Source organism: Sphingomonas sp. T1, assembly GCF_902506585.1.
Taxonomy (GTDB): domain Bacteria; phylum Pseudomonadota; class Alphaproteobacteria; order Sphingomonadales; family Sphingomonadaceae; genus Sphingomonas; species Sphingomonas aerolata.
The window spans coordinates 1479409-1496296 of sequence record NZ_LR733875.1 but is presented as its reverse complement, the minus strand read 5'-3'; the positions used below and the strand labels follow the sequence as shown (position 1 = coordinate 1496296).

General features: G+C 63.1%; 14 protein-coding genes and 2 pseudogenes. 9 read left to right on the top strand and 7 right to left on the bottom strand.

Features of this window, described 5'->3' with window-relative positions; genetic code table 11:
• Positions 1-199: 199 nt before the first annotated feature.
• A complete protein-coding gene (locus GV027_RS06705) occupies positions 200-1435 on the bottom strand; it encodes an ROK family transcriptional regulator (RefSeq protein WP_159511357.1) in 1236 nt (411 codons plus the stop codon).
• Positions 1436-1763: 328 nt separating this feature from the next.
• Here GV027_RS06705 and GV027_RS06700 point away from each other — a divergent pair, with 328 nt between their 5' ends.
• Positions 1764-2297, top strand: coding sequence for a hypothetical protein (locus tag GV027_RS06700; RefSeq protein ID WP_159511356.1), 534 nt, complete (start codon positions 1764-1766; stop codon positions 2295-2297).
• A gap of 28 nt (positions 2298-2325) precedes the next feature.
• Here GV027_RS06700 and GV027_RS06695 read toward each other — a convergent pair whose 3' ends face one another.
• The 3 genes from GV027_RS06695 to GV027_RS06685 are packed head-to-tail and all read right to left on the bottom strand — an operon-like array spanning position 2326 to position 6613.
• Entirely contained in the window at positions 2326-3852 is a 1527-nt protein-coding gene (locus GV027_RS06695; RefSeq protein WP_236559080.1) for a carboxylesterase/lipase family protein, read from the bottom strand.
• Positions 3849-4562 (bottom strand): SGNH/GDSL hydrolase family protein, encoded by a 714-nt coding sequence (locus GV027_RS06690; protein ID WP_236559319.1) that lies wholly within the window; start codon positions 4560-4562, stop codon positions 3849-3851. The genes GV027_RS06695 and GV027_RS06690 overlap by 4 nt, the downstream gene beginning before the upstream one ends.
• 41 nt (positions 4563-4603) lie before the next feature.
• Positions 4604-6613, bottom strand: coding sequence for a glycoside hydrolase family 97 protein (locus tag GV027_RS06685; RefSeq protein ID WP_159511355.1), 2010 nt, complete (start codon positions 6611-6613; stop codon positions 4604-4606).
• Positions 6614-6760: 147 nt separating this feature from the next.
• Here GV027_RS06685 and GV027_RS06680 point away from each other — a divergent pair, with 147 nt between their 5' ends.
• From GV027_RS06680 to GV027_RS06660, 5 genes and pseudogenes are all read left to right on the top strand, one after another.
• Positions 6761-9235 (top strand): glycoside hydrolase family 3 protein, encoded by a 2475-nt coding sequence (locus GV027_RS06680; protein ID WP_201302589.1) that lies wholly within the window; start codon positions 6761-6763, stop codon positions 9233-9235.
• A gap of 26 nt (positions 9236-9261) precedes the next feature.
• On the top strand, positions 9262-10263 hold the full coding sequence (locus GV027_RS06675; protein ID WP_236559079.1) for a glycosyl hydrolase: 1002 nt from the start codon (positions 9262-9264) through the stop codon (positions 10261-10263).
• A 739-nt stretch (positions 10264-11002) separates the two neighbouring features.
• Entirely contained in the window at positions 11003-12313 is a 1311-nt protein-coding gene (locus GV027_RS06670) for a sugar MFS transporter (RefSeq protein ID WP_159511354.1), read from the top strand.
• A gap of 126 nt (positions 12314-12439) precedes the next feature.
• The gene (locus GV027_RS06665) at positions 12440-12640 is read left to right on the top strand and encodes a hypothetical protein (RefSeq protein WP_268893553.1); all 201 of its coding nucleotides are present in this window, start codon (positions 12440-12442) and stop codon (positions 12638-12640) included.
• Positions 12631-12786 (top strand): annotated as a pseudogene (locus GV027_RS06660) (bifunctional D-altronate/D-mannonate dehydratase); the annotation flags it as partial. The gene GV027_RS06665 and the pseudogene GV027_RS06660, both read left to right, overlap by 10 nt.
• A gap of 262 nt (positions 12787-13048) precedes the next feature.
• On the opposite strand, the pseudogene GV027_RS06655 reads toward GV027_RS06660, so the two are convergent.
• Positions 13049-13963 (bottom strand): annotated as a pseudogene (locus tag GV027_RS06655) (IS110 family transposase).
• A 348-nt stretch (positions 13964-14311) separates the two neighbouring features.
• On the opposite strand from GV027_RS06655, the gene GV027_RS06650 reads away from it, so the two are divergent.
• Positions 14312-14974: a Crp/Fnr family transcriptional regulator gene (locus tag GV027_RS06650; protein WP_159511353.1), complete on the top strand. Its 663-nt coding sequence runs from the start codon at positions 14312-14314 to the stop codon at positions 14972-14974.
• A 213-nt stretch (positions 14975-15187) separates the two neighbouring features.
• On the opposite strand, the gene GV027_RS21215 is transcribed toward GV027_RS06650, so the two are convergent.
• Positions 15188-15526: a transposase gene (locus GV027_RS21215; RefSeq protein WP_236559077.1), complete on the bottom strand. Its 339-nt coding sequence runs from the start codon at positions 15524-15526 to the stop codon at positions 15188-15190.
• 74 nt (positions 15527-15600) lie between these two features.
• Positions 15601-15900, bottom strand: a complete 300-nt coding sequence (locus GV027_RS21210) for a hypothetical protein (protein WP_236559076.1) — start codon at positions 15898-15900, stop codon at positions 15601-15603.
• Here GV027_RS21210 and GV027_RS21205 point away from each other — a divergent pair.
• Entirely contained in the window at positions 15899-16276 is a 378-nt protein-coding gene (locus GV027_RS21205; RefSeq protein ID WP_201302586.1) for a hypothetical protein, read from the top strand. The two genes, GV027_RS21210 and GV027_RS21205, sit on opposite strands and share 2 nt — an antisense overlap.
• Positions 16277-16497: 221 nt before the next feature.
• On the top strand, positions 16498-16878 hold the full coding sequence (locus tag GV027_RS06640; RefSeq protein ID WP_159511352.1) for a phosphonate transporter: 381 nt from the start codon (positions 16498-16500) through the stop codon (positions 16876-16878).
• The last annotated feature ends 10 nt before the right edge of the window (positions 16879-16888 follow it).

Sequence of the window (16888 nt, the reverse complement as noted above, 5' to 3'; positions counted from 1 at the left end):
CGCTCTGCCCTTTCCCGTCGGGAAGCGGGGTGATCCGTATGACCCCCGAATGCCGAGTGATCACCAAGACGTTCTTATCGAGGAGCGGCCCGGTCGTGCTGATCCCCCTGTCCAAGACGTTCGCCAACATTGTCGTCATCGCATGATATCTCCCTTTGATGTGCAAATGAGCGCGTATGCTATCCGGGACGGAGCGGGTTCACCGACCCGCCTGGATCAGGATCGCGTCCGAAGGCAGCAATGCGTCGAGGAACGGAAGGATTGCCGCTCCGACAGCGGGTCCGTCCTGGGCCAGTACCGCGGGCATGATCTTCGCCTGCGACGGTAACGGCAACGCGCTCATCGACCGCGTCAGTTCGTCCGCCAGCCGTTCGATGAGCGCCATCGGCAGGCGTCCGCCGATCAGGACGGCATCAGGATTGAGCAGGCAGTTCACCGCTGTCAACGGTTGGGTCAGCGATCGCACTGCGTCAGCAAGCCAATCGTCGACGACACCCATCGCATCCGCATTCAGGTGCTCCAGCTCGTCGACGCCCGCGATCGGGTGTCCCGCCGCCTCGAGCCGGTCGGTTAGAGCGGACAGCGATACGGTATCCTGGACGATCGCACCGACCCCGGCTTCCGGATCGGGCATGAGCCCCAGTTCTCCGGATCGTGCGGTGGCGCCGCGGTGATAGCTTCGATCGATCACGACGCTGCCGCCGAGTCCTGCACTGATCAGGATGTAGAAGAAGCTGGGGTTGTCGTACGCCGTACCATATTCGGCTTCGCCCAGGGCAGCGGCGGCAGCGTCGTTGTCGCAGTGGATGGGCCAAGGCCATTCGGCCGCGAGCATCTTCGTCAGGTCGACATCGTTCCAGCGATCGTAGGCAGCGGGCCGATGCGGCAATGGTATGCGACCGAGATCGTCGGGAATGGCGACGCCGATCCCCAGGATACGTGACCGGTCGATATCGCCTTGCAGTATCGCCTCCTCGAGATTGGACCGGACGAAACTCAGGACGTCCTCGGGCAAGGCGAACGATTCTTCGCAAGTGACGCGGCTGCGGATAGTTCCTGCAAGATCGAGCGTGACGAGGGTAAGATGATCGCGATCGATGTTCAATCCGATCGCGAACGCCCCATCTGGCTCGACCTCGAGCTGCATCGCTGGCTGCCCACGTTTTCCCTGTCTACGCCCGGTCACACGCACGAGCCCCATGTCGACGAGGCGCCCCGTGATGTTGGCGATAGTCGGTGCGGTCAGTCCGGTCTGACGCGATATCGCGATCCGGGTCGTACCAGGCGCGAGGCGTACCGCCTGCAGGACGGTCCGAAGGTTGTAGTCTCCAGCACGCGCCAGATTCGTTCCTGAAAGGCTGCGGGAGAGGCGTGCGACCTTGGTCTCCGTAGGGGCGGCGTTCAGGGGATCGCGCTCGGTCCGTGACTGCGTCACGCCGGTACGCCCCTTGATGCGTAAATGATCATGTCATCACGCTACCGGCATTTCCACCTTCGCGGCAACCCGGCGACTACATAATTCAATTTGACATTTGCACCCCGCCAGGCAGATTTCGCGAAATCATGATCGCCTTTGTCAAGCCAACGCGGGCGCTTAGCAGAACCTCCCGTCTTAGTCGGAATGGCGGATCTGCTGATTGGCGGGCGCCAAGCGTCGCCTTGGGTCTTTAACCACCGCGTCCGGCATGGTCCGGGGGTGCGGGGCGCATGAGAACGTTTCGGCGTAGTCGGGCAAGCCGACGCGCAAGATGAGGAGGGGAAGAATGATACGTACGATTTCGATAACCTTGGGTATTTTCGCAGCCAGCGCTGCGCCGGCGCAGGACGACATACTGAAGAGAGCAATCAACCAGCCGGGATTGAACTACAACGTCAGCGGAGCGGCGCAGACCACCAAGCGCATCAAGGACTCCGGGGTGGTGGGCGGGCAGGCGCTGCGTGTGCAGGTTAGCGAGAAGGGCCCCGAAAACTACTCGGTGCAGGCGGTCTCCCCACTGAGCAAGCCGATCGTTAAGGGACACCGCATCGTCGTGGCGGTATGGGCCCGTGCACCCAAACTGACCGGCTACGCGACGACGCCGATCCCGTTCTTCGGCGTCATCGGTCCAGCGCCGGGCTATGCGACCGTCGCCAGTGGACCGGCGCAAGTGGGGGCGGTGTGGAAGCTGTACGACGTCAAGGGCGTCGCACCGTCCGATTTCGCCGCGGACGCAGCCACCGTCGTCGTCCATCTCGCCGGAGCCAAGGCGGTCATCGATCTGGGTCCCGTGTTCGTCATCGATCTCGACGCGACCTGAGCGGGACCCTTACCTTCGGGAAGTGCCGTCAGGGGGTGTCGCGTCCCTCGCAGACGGCACTCCTGAGATCGGTCTTGGCCGTCGGGCCGGACTGCGCGAAGTGCAGGTATGCTCGCTGCGCGAGATCGTAGCGTGGCCAGTTCGGTCGGCTGCCACCGTTCGGATCGCCGCTTCTGACGAAATCGAGCCAATAGGCCTGAAGAGGAGGTTGCCCTGCCGTGGGACGGTCGAACACAAAGCGGACCTCGCTGGCATGGCTGACTTCGCCACCGGGTGGCGCATAGTCGAACTGATATTGCCAGACCGGGGCACCGCGAGCGGCCAGCACCTTCGACACCGCGATCGTCGGGCACCGGAAGACGACGTCCGTGCCGAGCTGCATCGCGATGTCGCCCAGCCGCGGGTCAGTTGCTGGCGTACCGGGGCCCGTCAGTCCATAGGCGGAAAGGACGCGGGACATGGAGTTAGGAAACTCGCGGGTTATGACGGGGCGGGGGTCCGTGCCGGAATAGCCCGTGAACTCTTTCGCGTTCACCCCGATGATCGTCGGGACACGCGCAACGTGCCCGGCTGCGAGCGCGACCGCGGGCGTTTCGCGTAGCACGCGGCCATCGGCGACGGCCTGCAACCAAATGAAGCTCGGGTCGATCCCCTGCGCCAGGTCCTTGGCGTTCACCTCCTGCGCCGCGAGTATGGCAGGCACGGAGAGTGCCCGTAATTGTACCGTGGTAGCTTTGGATGCCAGCCCCGCGCGCGTCGCGATGACCGCGCCCAAGGCCTCGTTCTGAGCAAGCGATCGCGGTGCAACGCCGAAGCCCGCAGTGCCGCTCTCGGCGATCACCTGCGCGAACAGTCCGCGTGATGCCGGTGCGAGCATATGCAGCCCCACGTCCTGCGCGCCGGCGGACTCCCCGGCTATGGTGACGCGTGCCGGGTCACCACCGAACCGGGCGATGTTGCCACGTACCCATCGCAACGCCGCCTGCTGGTCCATCAGCCCGTAGTTGCCGGAGATGCCGGCCTGTTCGTTTGATAACGCAACGTGCGACAGGAAACCCAGAGCGCCCAGGCGATACTGGATCGACACCACCACGACGCCGCCATCGGTGATGTGCGATTCAGCCGTGCCGCTGCCGGCTCCACCACGATTACCACCGCCGTGTATCCATACCAGTACCGGCAGCAGCGCGGTCGTCGCGATCCGCGGCGTCCGGACGTCAAGAAACAGGCAGTCTTCGCTTCCCGTCGCGGACGCTGCACGGTTCCAGTCTCCGTAGACCGGCTGCGGGCAGGCGGCGTGGTCGAGGACGGTGTCAACGATAGCGGTATGCGACCGCGGCGGAGTCGGTGGTCGCCAGCGAAGAGGCCCGATCGGCGGCTCCGCGAAACGGATGCCGCGAAAGACGCCGCCCCCAATGGGAAGCGCCTCGCCGCGGATTGGCCCCGCATCGGTCACGACGACCGGTCCCCCGGCAACCGGGTGCCGTGCGACCGGATTCCCCACGACCGGCACGTTCCCGGCAGCGGCCAGAGAAATCAGCAACGCAGCGATCACGACCGACGGCCTCTCGGGGACGCGGCCATCGCGGCGCGAATGGCCTTCTCGGCGACGGGCGCCATCACCGCATAGCCCGCCTCGTTGGGATGTACGCCGTCATAGGTCCATTCACGACGCAGTGCGTCGCCGTCGTGCAGCGCGCTCCAGTAGTCGGCATAGGTCGCGCCGACGCTCGCCGCGTAAGTCCTCAGCCAGACGTTCATCGCTGCGATCCGCGGTATGGTGGCAAGCCCCGGGCGCCACGGAAAATTCGCGGCCGGCGGGATCGACGCGAGAATTACGCGGATCCCATGCGACTGGGCGAGCTCGGTCATCGACATGATGTTCGCCTGCGTCTGTTCGGGGGCCATCGGTCCCGTGTTGCCAGCGATGTCGTTCGTGCCGCCCATGATCTGCACGATCGCTGGCTTGAGCGCGATCACGTCCTGCCGGAAACGGAGCAGCATCTGGGGCGTGGTCTGTCCGCCGATCCCCCGATCCAGCCGACCGGCACTGAAGAAGCCGGGCACCTTGTCGATCCAGCCCTGAGTGATCGAGTCGCCCATGAAGACGATACGCGGGGCCGTCACCGGCTCGAGGGCTGCGTTTGCCGCTTGATAGCGACCGAGCCACGGCCAGTCCTGATGCAGCCGCTCCTCCGCCTCCGCCGCAGCACGCTGTTTGGCGGCATCGTCGGCCTGAGCGGAAGCGGGGGTGGCGCACGCCATGAGCAGCATGGCGATAATTGACGGGCGGGTCGTCGAGCGGATCACGGTTTGGGCTCCAGTATGACGGCGGCACCGCCGGATGAGGACAGGACGAGCGACAACGTGTCGCTCGGGACGACGGTATGCGCCTCGGTGACGAGATCGGTGGGCGCGACGCCGTCCTGCCACGTCCGCACCGTATATCGGCCGGCACCCAGGAATGAGAGCGGAAGAGCGAACGTGCGCGGTGCGTCGGTCATCGCCCCGACATACCAGCGGGTGCCATGACGGCGTGCGACCGCGATGTCCCGACCGAGCGTGCCTTGCAGGAATCGCGTTTCGTCCCAGCTGGCCGGCACCGCGCTCAGGAAATCGAGGCCCTTCTGGCCGCGATAGGCGTCGGGGCTGTCCGCAACAGACTGGAGCGGGCTTTCGAACACGACGTATTTGGCGAGTTCGGCGGCGCGCGTCGTCTGCGTCTGCGGGCCGGTAGCGGCGATGGCGAACGTCGCTGGCGTGGCGTTGCGATAGCCGCCCGGCGTGTAGTCCATCGGTCCGGCCAGCATCCGCGTATAGGCGAGCGTGATGTTGTGGCGGGCGGTGATCCGCTTCGTCCACTTGCCGTATTCCGCGCCGAGAACGCCTTCCTGCGTCAGGAAGTTGGGCCAGGTTCGCGTCATGCCCCACGGATGCGTCGCGCCATGCAGGTCGAGCAGAAGGTGATGCCGGGCAGTTGCCGCCGCGACGCGGTGATAGAAGGCGATCATCTCCTGATCGTCGCGGTTCATGAAATCGATCTTGATTCCCTTCACGCCGGTCCGCTCGAGGAAGCCGAGGATGCGCTCCATGTCCCGATCGAGAAGCGCCCAGTGCATCCAGACGATAAGGCCTACACCTCGGATCCTGCCGTAGCGGACGAGGCCTGGGAGATCGATCTCAGGAACGGTTCGCGTAGGATCGGCGCCGGGGAACAGGATGGGACCACCACCGCTGTTCACGTACCAGCCCTCATCCACCATCGTGTAGGCGAGCTTTTGCGAGGCGGCGAAATCGATGAAGGCGCGCTCGGTCGCGTCGTTCGACCCGGCCACGGGAACGCCACGCAGCACAGGGCCCGACCACCAGTCCCACGCGGTCTTGCCGGGCTTGACCCAGCTGAAGTCCCCGACCGGTGCGGGGTTGAGGCTGGTCAGCAGCGTGTTCTCGATCAGTGCGCCTGGGTTCGCCGCGATCATCACGACGCGCCAGGGCGACATGATACCGGCGCCGACCTCGGCCACGACGGCCACCAAGGGATCGTCGATCCGCCGGGTAAGCCTCGCGGCTACGCCGAGATCGCCCGTTTCGGTGCCCGTGAGGGCCATCGCTGGCCAGTTCTCGACAGCCGCCTCGGCGATCGCGACGGCAGGGCCGTCGCCACCAGTGTCGCAGACCACCGGCAGTTCGTATGAGTTGTGGGGGCGAATTCCGGACGCGCGGACCGGATCATACTCGCCCTCGTGGCTCGTCCCCGCTCCGCCGAGGTTCAGCCCGGTGCAGGCATAGTCGGACGGGAAGGCGAACTGCGTCAGTTCGTTGACGATCCGCAAGGTGGAGAGTCCCGGTTGCTTCGGCACGGCATATCGAAGCGCGATCCCGCTGTCATAGGCACGGACGATGAGATCAAGCCGGCGGTGCGCACCTGTTCGCTCGACGTAATGCACTACGATCTGACGATAGCCCTGTGCGACCCTCGCAACCTTGCCGGCCGGAAGCGTGTAGCGGTCCTCCCCCAGGCTGGACTCGATCCGTTCGACTCGCAGGCCGCCGGCTAGCTTTGCATACCGTTCGAACTCGAAACCGAGCGTGGAGGGTGCGATCACCGACCGGCCGTCGACGGCGACGGCATAGCTCGGCTGGTCCTGCGGATTCTTCCCGAGGGTCACTGCGACACGACCATCGGGAGACGTGACGGTCGGCGGCGGCGGCGATTGCGCCAACGCACCTTGGCCCGCGACGACAACGCCCGCCGCGAGGAACATCGTGCGCAGCAACCGCGATGCCACGGTCTCAATCGTTCGGCGCCTGCTCATGCAATTCCCCCCCCGCGCCGGTAAGGCGTCGCCGAGGGAATTAAGCCGCCCCCACGAAGAAAAGCAATTTGAAAGATGAATGTTGACAGCTGAGCCTCCTGGCGGTCAGACCGACTGCAAAGCGCGGTAGGCGAACGGGAGAGAGATATGCGCGTCAAGCAGATTATGTCGGCAGCAGCCTTGGTGACGATCGCGCTCGGTACCGCAGGGCAAGCGCAGGAGCCGTCCACCGAAGCCGCCCCGCTATCGGCCGTGGCGCACCCGGAAAGCTGGCCCGTGCTGCCATTGAAGCGTCACCGGGATCCGCGTGTCGAGGCGCGAGTGGATGCGATGCTGAAGCGCATGTCGATCGACGACAAGGTCGGTCAGCTGCTGCAGGTCGACATCGCCTCGATCACGCCGAAGGATCTGGACACCTACAAGCTCGGATCGATCCTGAACGGCGGGAACTCCGCGCCGAACAACGACGAGTTCGCACCCGCGGGCGAGTGGCTGAAACTGTTCGACGCCTTCTACGACGCGTCGGTCAAACGCTCCGACGGCCGGCCGGTCGTGCCGGTGATCTGGGGAACCGATGCCGTGCACGGGGCCAACAACATCGTCGGTGCGACGCTGTTCCCGCACAACATCGGACTGGGCGCCATGCGCGACCCTGCGCTGATCCGCCGGATCGGCGCGGCGACTGCCGCCGAAACCGCTGCGACCGGGATCGACTGGAGCTTCGCGCCGACGGTCGCAGTCGTGCAGGACGATCGCTGGGGGCGCACCTACGAAAGCTATTCGGAGGATCCGGCGATCGTCGAATCCTATGCAGGGCAGATGGTCCAGGGCATCCAGGGCAGCGTCGGCGGTGACTTCATGAAGACCGGCCACGTCATCGCGTCAATCAAGCATTTCCTCGGCGACGGCGGCACTGGCGGTCGTGACCAGGGGGACACGCGCGCCAGCGAAGCCGTGCTGCGGGACGTCCATGCTGCGGGCTATCGCAGTGGGCTGGTCGAAGGAGCTCTAACCGTGATGCCCAGCTTTTCGAGCTGGAACGGTACCAAGATGACCGGCAACAGGAGTCTGCTGACAGGGGTGCTGAAGGATCGCTGGGGCTTTGACGGATTCACGATCGGCGACTGGAATGCGCACGGCCAGGTACCGGGGTGCACCAACGAGGACTGTGCGCCGGCGATCAACGCCGGTCTCGACATGTTCATGTATTCGGGACCGGGCTGGAAGCAGTTGTATGCCAATACGCTGCGCGAGGCGAAGGACGGCACGATTCCCGCCGCGCGACTGGACGACGCGGTGCGCCGCATCCTGCGGGTGAAGGTGCTAGCCGGTACGTTCGAGGCCGGACGGCCCTCGACGCGACCGCTCGCGGGCAAGTTCGACTTGCTCGGCGCACCCGGGCATCGCGCGGTGGCGCGCCAGGCGGTCCGTGAATCGCTGGTTCTTCTCAAGAACAACAATGCCGTTCTACCGCTTAGTTCGTCGGCGAACATCCTGGTCGCCGGGCGCGGCGCGGACGATATCGGTCGGCAGTCGGGCGGCTGGTCGATCACCTGGCAGGGAACGGGCGTGACCAACGCCAACTTTCCCAACGGCGAATCGATCTTCACCGGCATTGAACAGGCCGTGAACGCTGGCGGCGGCAAGGCAACGTTGTCCATCGATGGCCGATATCAGGTGAAGCCCGACGTCGCAGTCGTGGTCTTCGGCGAGGCCCCCTATGCCGAGTTCACGGGCGATCGACCGACGCTTGAATACAGCCCCGACGACAAGTCCGATCTGGCGCTGCTCCGCAAGTTCAAGGCGGCCGGGGTACCGACCGTCGCGGTCTTCCTGTCGGGGCGACCGCTATGGGTGAACCCGGAACTGAACGCAGCCGATGCTTTCGTCGCGGCGTTCCTGCCGGGTACCGAGGGCGGCGGCGTGGCCGACGTGCTGATCGCGGGCAAGGACCGCAAGCCGGCGCATGATTTCCACGGCACGCTCAGCTTCTCCTGGCCCAAGCGCCTCGATCAGTATGTTCTGAACCGACGCGACGCCGGCTACGATCCGCTGTTTCCGATCGGGTACGGCCTTACCTATGCCGCGCCCAGGACGATCGCCAGACTGGACGAGACACGGCCGAAGGGCGTGGCGTCCGATCAGAACGCTCTGTTCGTACGTGGCCGCGTCGTCGCTGGCGGCCGGCTCGACGTGGCGGGTGAGGTCCGGCAGACCCGGGTCGATCGGGTGGCGCAGGAGGATTCGTTGCGGTTCACCTTCGCCAGTGCTGGAAGCGCATCGATCGAAGAAGCCAAGTCGATCGACGTCACCCGCGAATCGAACGGTCAGCTGAGTCTGCTCGTGGACTACCGCGTGACGACCGCACCGACCGGCGAGGTGATGCTGGGAATGACGGGGGGCAAGACCGCCACGGTCCCGATCACCGGCGCGATGAAGCCGGCTGGCAGCGACTGGCGGCAGATCGCGGTGCCGCTCCGCTGCTTCGCAGAGGGCGGGGTGGAGATGGCACAGGTCAGCAAGCCCGTGACGCTGACGACGACGGGCGCGCTCGGCATCGACGTCTCGAGCATCCGCATCGCCAGCGCACCGCCAGGCCCGGTCAGCTGTGGCGTCCGCTGACCGTCAAGAAGGGAAAATCGATGCACGTGAACAGGCGCGAGATGGTGGCAGCGGCGACGGCATTCGCACTGGTGCCGCACGCGGCCATCGCCAAGACGGTCAGTGCTTCTGTCCCGGCGCGCGCGCTCAGCGACCCGCGCGCGTCGCTGGAAGCGCGGGCGTTGTATAGGTACATCTGGTCGATCTACGGCACGAAGACGCTCACCGGGCAACAGGAACAGAACTTCACCCCTGCCGGGGCACGCGTCGAACTGGACTACATCCAGCGTGTCACCGGACGTCAGCCGGCGTTGCTCGGTCTCGACTACATCGAACCGAAGGATCAAATCGCGGTGAACGAGCGCGCAACGGCGTGGCATCGTTCGGGCGGGATCGTCAGTCTTTGCTGGCACTGGGGTGCGCCGGACATCGGCAGCGGGTACGAGAATTCCAAAAGGGACTTCGACGTCGCACGTGCGCTGGTCGCCGGCACCCCGCAGAACGTCGCCATGATGGCGCAGATGGCGCATGTCGCGGATCTGCTCACGGTCCTACGTGATCGTAGGATACCCGTGTTGTGGCGCCCGTTCCACGAGTTCGGCGGCGACTGGTTCTGGTGGGGAAAGCACGGACCGCATGCGTTCAAGGCGCTGTGGCGGACCATGTACGATTTCTTCGTCGTCGACCGCAGACTGCACAATCTGATCTGGGTGCTCGGCTGGGCAGGGCAGAACATCGACCCCGCATACTATCCCGGCCGTGACCGCGTCGATGTTGCGGGAGCCGACATCTACGTCGCCGATCACGGCAATCAGGCCGGGCTGTTCGCGCAGGTGAAGCGCATCGTCGGGGATACCGTCCCGATCTGCCTGCACGAGAACGGACCGATCCCAGATCCCGCCGCGTTGGGCCCCGAGGCGGACTGGGCGTGGTTCATGACGTGGCACACGCGTTGGCTGCAGGACCCCGAGCAGAACGCGCCCGCCTTGTTACGTGAATACTACCGGTCGGAGCGCTACGTCACCAAGGACGAGCTGCCGAAGTGGTGACCGACGCTCCGGCTTGAACGGTGCGCACAGGAAGTCGACCGTATCGGTTTGGACCCGGGAAAACGAAAAGCGGCGCATTAGCCCTATCTCGTGAACCCAAAAAAAAGGGTCGCAGAAGCGACCCGTAGAGTGATTTAGGAGAGGATGCCTGAAAGGCGAGCTCTTGGTACCGCAACCATCTTCAAATGGCAAATGCAATTTTCTTAATTAATAGTGCGATTTGCATGTTCGGAGTCAATCACAAGGCGGCCGAATGGCTAGGGGCGGGACGCAGTGTCAAACCCGCCCGTCAAGACCGTTTCCCGCTGTTCGGATCCGGCGGAAGTGGACTACGGTAGGTGTCGCCGCAGCAGTGCGATGTGACTGAACGGTCGTCGTGCGTGGACCGGCGGCTTCGACTGACAATCGCGATCGGCGGGAGGCCTATCTCCGGCAGCCTCGCAACACAGGCGGTTTGAGATGGCACTGGCGCCACTGAAACCGGCTTACGATTGTCAGTTGATTTGGGGCTCTGGCACATCCAACAATCAGTACGGCTGGTCTGCTGGTCGTCTCCCTGTCTTTACGCCGATAGACCGTACTCGACTTGGTTCCGTTCACCGATCCAGCCAGTCCTGTCTATCCTATCTGAAGGCATTCAGCTTCGCATTCCCCGGTGTTATCGCTCACACGAGAGGCCAAGCGCGCGGTCGGCATTGTCACGCGTGGCCGCCCCGGCTTATGCCGCCCCGACAGTATAATGAGGGGCGGAATTCAAGTGCACGTCGATACCAGATCCACCGCAACAGCCGGGGGAGACGCCAGTCACGGCTACGACGCGCCCGACCTGCGCGTGTTCGTGTTCGCGCTGTTCTTCATCTTCGGCGGCATCACCTCGTTGAACGACATCATCATCCCCAAGATGAAGGAGCTGTTCACGCTCGACCATGCGACAGCGATGCTGGTCCAGTCGGCGTTCTTCCTCGCCTATGCACTGTTCTCGATCCCTGCCGCCGCGATCGTTCGCAAGGCCGGCTATATGCGGACCGCGTCGATCGGTCTCGTGACGATGACCGCGGGCTGCCTGTTGTTCATCCCGGCCGCGGGACAGGCGAGCTTCGGCATGTTCCTGTTCGCGCTGTTCGTGCTCGGTGCGGGCATCACCGTGGTGCAGGTCGTCGCCAACCCGCTGATCTCGGCGCTCGGCCATCCCAAGTCCGCCTCGAGCCGGCTGACCTTCGCGCAGGCGTTCAACTCACTCGGCACCACCATCTTCCCGTATGTCGGCTCGGCGCTGATCCTCGGTGGTCTCGCCACGGTCGATTCGTCGAAGCTCACCGGTGCCGCGCTCGACGCGTACCGGACGGAGTCGTCGCGGACCGTCGTGCACACCTATATCGGCCTTGCGATCGCGCTGCTGATCGTCGCCGCTGTCGTCTGGACCCGTCGCAACCGGCTCAACGAGGAGCAGGACCAGACCGGCAGCATTTTCCACGCGTTCACGCTGCTCAAGCGTCCACGATTCGCGATGGGGACGGCGTGCATCTTCCTGTACGTCGGCGCCGAAGTCGCGGTCGGCTCGCTGATTGTGAACTATCTGATGCAGCCGAGCGTGATGGGCCTGAGCGACGTCGCGGCGGGCAAGCACGTGCCGTTCTACTGGGGCGGCGCGCTGGTCGGCCGGTTCGTCGGCGCGTACGTGCTGAACAAGGTGTCGCCGGGCAAGGTCCTGGCGGGCGTTGCGACGGGCACGCTGGCGCTGATCCTGCTCTCGGCGAACACCGAGGGTGCAGTGTCGGGCTGGGCGCTGCTGGCGATCGGTCTGATGAACGCGGTAATGTTCCCGACGATCTTCAGCCTTGCCTCGGAAGGTCTCGGCAAGCGCGCGGCGGAAGGCTCGGGCGTCATCGCCACCGCGATCGTCGGTGGTGCGATCGTACCGTATCTGACGGGGATGCTGGCGGACAAGTCGGGCAGCCTGCACTTCGCGTTGCTTCTGCCTGCGATATGCTACGCGCTGATCCTGCTTTACGGACTGTATTCTCGAAAGCCCGCGACTGCGACAGCATAGACAACAAGACTTCCCTATGTCGCCGCGATATGGGGTGTTTCCGACCGCATCGGTCAGGATCGACGGTGGTCTTCCATAAGAACCGTCCGTCCCGCAGTCGAGTGCCGCTCACTGGCTTTCTGATCCTTGTCGGATGAAGCGACCATGCCGGGCCTTCCCAACTTTACCGGCGCGTTCGTCGGCATGGCGTGTCAGGATCTCGCTAGGGCAGCCATATCCGCCGCCTTCGACCATTTCCACTACTTCGAATATTCCGACGATCCCGCCTCAAGCGCTACGCCTTACCAGCCTGATCGACCGTCAGACGAGGATGTAGAGTGCCCATAATCACGGCCGCCCGCGTCATCTTCACCTGTCCGGGACGCAACCTCGTCACGCTGAAGATCGAGACGGACGAAGGCGTGTACGGCCTTGGCGACGCCACGCTTAACGGACGCGAGCTGGCGGTCGTCAGCTATCTAAAGGACCATGTGTGGACGCCCCCTTCGGCGCAAGAGCTTTTGTGCAACGATGAGCATCGGTCGGGTGCATCCATGTGTTCGGCCTGTTCGCGCAGCACCGCATGGCTGCTGGCGCTGATGAAGTCCGAAGGCCGCCTGCCTAATCACGTCATCGCGCTTGAAGCGCTGTGCCCCCCTAGATTTTGCCGGCCCCCGGTCTGACCGGTTTGTCATCACTACTCAGCTACTCCTACACCATCCTACCCCAGGCGTTACCCAGCGGCACGGACAGCGGTCACGCGGCGGACGCCGCGTAGACTTCGTTACGCGACATCACCGCCCAAGCGATGCGCGCTGTCTCGTTGGCGAGCGCGACCATCGCGATCTTCGCCGGTTTGCGCTCGACAAGCTGGGCCAACCAAGGTTGGCGAGCGGCATCTTTGCGCGCCATGCGCATGACCGCCGTAGCGCCGACCACGAGCAGGCGTCGCATATAGCGGTCACCCTGTTTGGTGATCCCGCCCATCCTCTCCTTGCCGCCGGAGCTTTTCGCTCGCGGGGTAAGTCCAAGCCATGATGCGAATTGCCGTCCGGATCGGAACAGCGAGGCATCTGGCACTGCCGTTGATATTTGCGGACGCGGTGATCGGACCGATGCCTGATATTGTGACGAGCCGTCGGCTCGTCTCGTCGGCTCGGTGCCACAAGAGTATCTGCGCTTCGAGGCAGTCGACCTCGCTGGAGTGTCGACACCTGTCACGACACCGTACTCAGCCAGGTGCCCTCGAAGCGCGTCGATCAGCATCGTCCGCTGGCGCACCATCAGGCCAAGGCTTTTGTGAAGCATCAACACCGCCTGCTGATCGACGGCCTTCACCGCAACGAACCGCATCGTCGGACGCGTCACCGCCTCGCAAATTGCCTCGGCGTCGGCTGCATCGGTCTTCCCGCGCTTCACATCGGGCTTCACACAGGCGGGCGGCATTAGCCGTATCTCATGCCCCAACGCTATTAGCTCCCGAGCCCAGTGATGGGCCGAGGCACTTGCCTTTATGCCGACCAGGCCCACTGGAAGATCCTCGAAGAAGCCGATTACCTCTGCGCGCCGTAGCTTGCGCCGCACCAGAACGGCACCGTCGCTGCCGATCGCGTGCACCTGAAAAACGCTCTTCGCCAAATCCAACCCAACGGTGACAACCTTCTGCTTCATCTGCCGACTCCTAGACGTGGACCTACAACGACCGCAGTATTGCACAGCTACGCTAGTGCAGGGGCCGTCCACGCCATCACGTCAGAGCCGGTGTTTTTGTGCCGTCCTTAGATTGATGCACAACGTGTGAGTTTCGCCATTAAGGTCGGTTTAAGGCCAATATGCCGTCGGCTTCTAACAATACAGGTTGCTTTTCTATTCCTTATATATGATAAGAATGGTTAAATAGCGAGATACCTTCTTGCTCTGGCAAGGCGCAAAATTCTGTCCGCACCTGATACGAGGCTGCTTGCACCGCTTATCAAAAAGCTAGCCGAGCGCTCACCTCTCGATCCCGTCGATACGGGTATGCTGTTAGCCTTGCCACGCCGGGTCGCAAAATTTGAGCCGGGCACGTATTTGGTGCGTCAGGGTGATATTGCCACAAATTGTTGCCTGATTTTGTCAGGATTTGTATGTCGTATGAAAACCAGTGGTAATGGTTCCCGACAAATCTTGTCGATTCACCTGAAAGGTGAGTTAGTCGACGTTCAAAATAGCTTTCTCGACGAGGCCGATCACGATGTCCAGGCATTAACTCACGTCACAGTAGCTTTAATACCTAAGCAAGAAATTGTTGATTTGGTCGAAAAACGGCCCAGAATCAGGCATGCTGTTTGGTTGTATATACTAATGGATGCCTCCATATCCAGAGAGTGGCTGCTGAACGTCGGTCGGCGTAAAGCTCTTGAACGTGTAGCACACTTGATATGCGAGATAGCAGTGCGGCAAGATTCCGCAGGAATTAGCAAAGACCAGACCTATGAATGGCCAATGACCCAGGAACAATTTGGCGACGCGACCGGGTTAACTGCTGTTCATATTAATAGAATGCTAAAAATACTTCGCGATGATGGCCTCATTAGCGGGATGAAGCGGACGGTGACAATTCATGATTGGCCTAAACTTACAGCGGTGGCTGATTTCACTCAACGATACCTTCACCAGTCCCAGCCCACCCTGCCTGACTAGGTCTTTCAAAAAACAATCTTCCTGCCCTCGTCTGACGCAAAACTTGTGCAGAGCGAGTGGAGAGTCGTGAGCAGCGGCCTGAACGGTGACGGGTATCCATCCGAGCGGGCGCCCAAGCCGAACAAGGCATGATGCTGCCCTTGGACCGCCTTGGGGCCTCCAGAAGCCGTTTATCCGAGGCCAAGCGGTTCTCTGGGGCGCGAGAAGACCGGTTTACGCCCTCGCTGCAGCGATTAGGCCCGTGACACTGACCAGGGTAATGGCCCATCGGATGTTGTAGGCGAGCGCGATCAGGCTGAACTCGCCGCAAACATTCTCGAGCCTGCCCATCAGGAACGCGTTCTGACCCATCCACTGTTTGATAGTGCCGAAGGGATGCTCGACGCTGTTTTGCCGGTGGTCCATCATGTCAGGCCTGGCCGCCAACCGCGCCGCCATGCGGTCGACAACGGCCTCGTTCTCCAGGCCAGAGACGCGGCGGAATGACTGAGTGCAGCGCGATCTCAACGAGCATGCCTTGCACGCATCGCGGTTGGCATAATCAATCTTCACATTGTCGCGCGACTTGCTCCGGTAGCGCGGCGAGAGCGCTGCCCCGGCTGGGCAAACGAAGACGTCCCGGTCAGCTAGTAGCGGAATACGTGCTTGCCGAAGAAGCCTTCGCGCACGGCGGGGCCGCGAATTGGTTTGCGCACATAGGCGGTAACCCCGGCCGCCTCGCAGGCCTCGATGTCCTCGATCTTGAAGTAGCCGCGGTCGGCCACCGCTTCGATCCGCTCGACGCCGAGCGCTTCCATTGCCGCTGTCGCGGTCTGGGCGAGCAGGCCCAGGTCGAGAACCTCATTGCTCACCGCCTGCTCGGCGATCAGCTTGTGCTTCACGTCGACGGCAAGCTGGATGTTGTAGCCGACCCCCACCTTGGTCATGCGCGCCATCGCGCGGGCGTCCGGATCGGTCAGCGAGATCTGGTCGGCGATTCAATTCGGCAAGCATCTCCTTGTGACGATCGCGATTGCCCTGGATGGCGGCAATCTTCTCAGCCAGTTTGCCGTCAGCGCCGCCCGAACCGCCGCCCGACGTGCGCTCTTCATCGGCATCCCCCTCATCAAGCCGTTTCATGTAGCCAGCAAGCTTCTCGTCGGCGTCCTGGATGAACTTGGCCAGCGATGCCCGGGTGAAGTTCCGGGTCCTATTGCTGACCGCCTTGATGCGCGTGCCGTGGACCGCCACCCGGCTGCACCAAGATCGAGCCCGTCGACAAAGGCCTCGATGAACCGCACCGGATTGTCCGGTCCGACATAATCATCCACCGCTTCGGGCAGCAGCAGGAGCTGCGAGCGGCCCGTTCCAGACAGATGCGCCATGCCAGAAACATACCATGCGCAGCGATCCGCAGGAATCCTCAGACCGGGTTTTCACACAGTCTATAGCAAATTTGCGACATGCTGAGGCAGTGCTGCATTCTCAAGCAATTGGTGGTGTTAGCTTATGCTTAATGGTGCTCAGGTATGGGAGGCGAGGGAATGGAGCTCATCGTGTCGGTAACAGAAGAGAATTTTGAAGCTGTGACCCTCAGCGCTCTCGACGCAATGAGCTTCGAGGAGCGCGACGCGTTGCCGTTCGGTGTCGTCGGCTTTGGGCCGGACACCATCGTCCAGACCTACAACGCCACCGAGGCGCGGATGTCCGGGCTTGATCCGTCGACCGTGGTCGGCGTGCCCTTCTTTGATGCGGTGGCGCAGTGCATGAACAACTTCATGGTCGCACAGCGTTTTATCGACGAGCCGAACATCGACGCCATCGTACCCTATGTGCTGACGTTGCGGATGCGCCCAACCAGGGTTCGCCTACGGTTGCTGGCACAACCAGGGATGCCGCGCCGCTACGTCCTTATCGAACGTTAAGATCGCGATC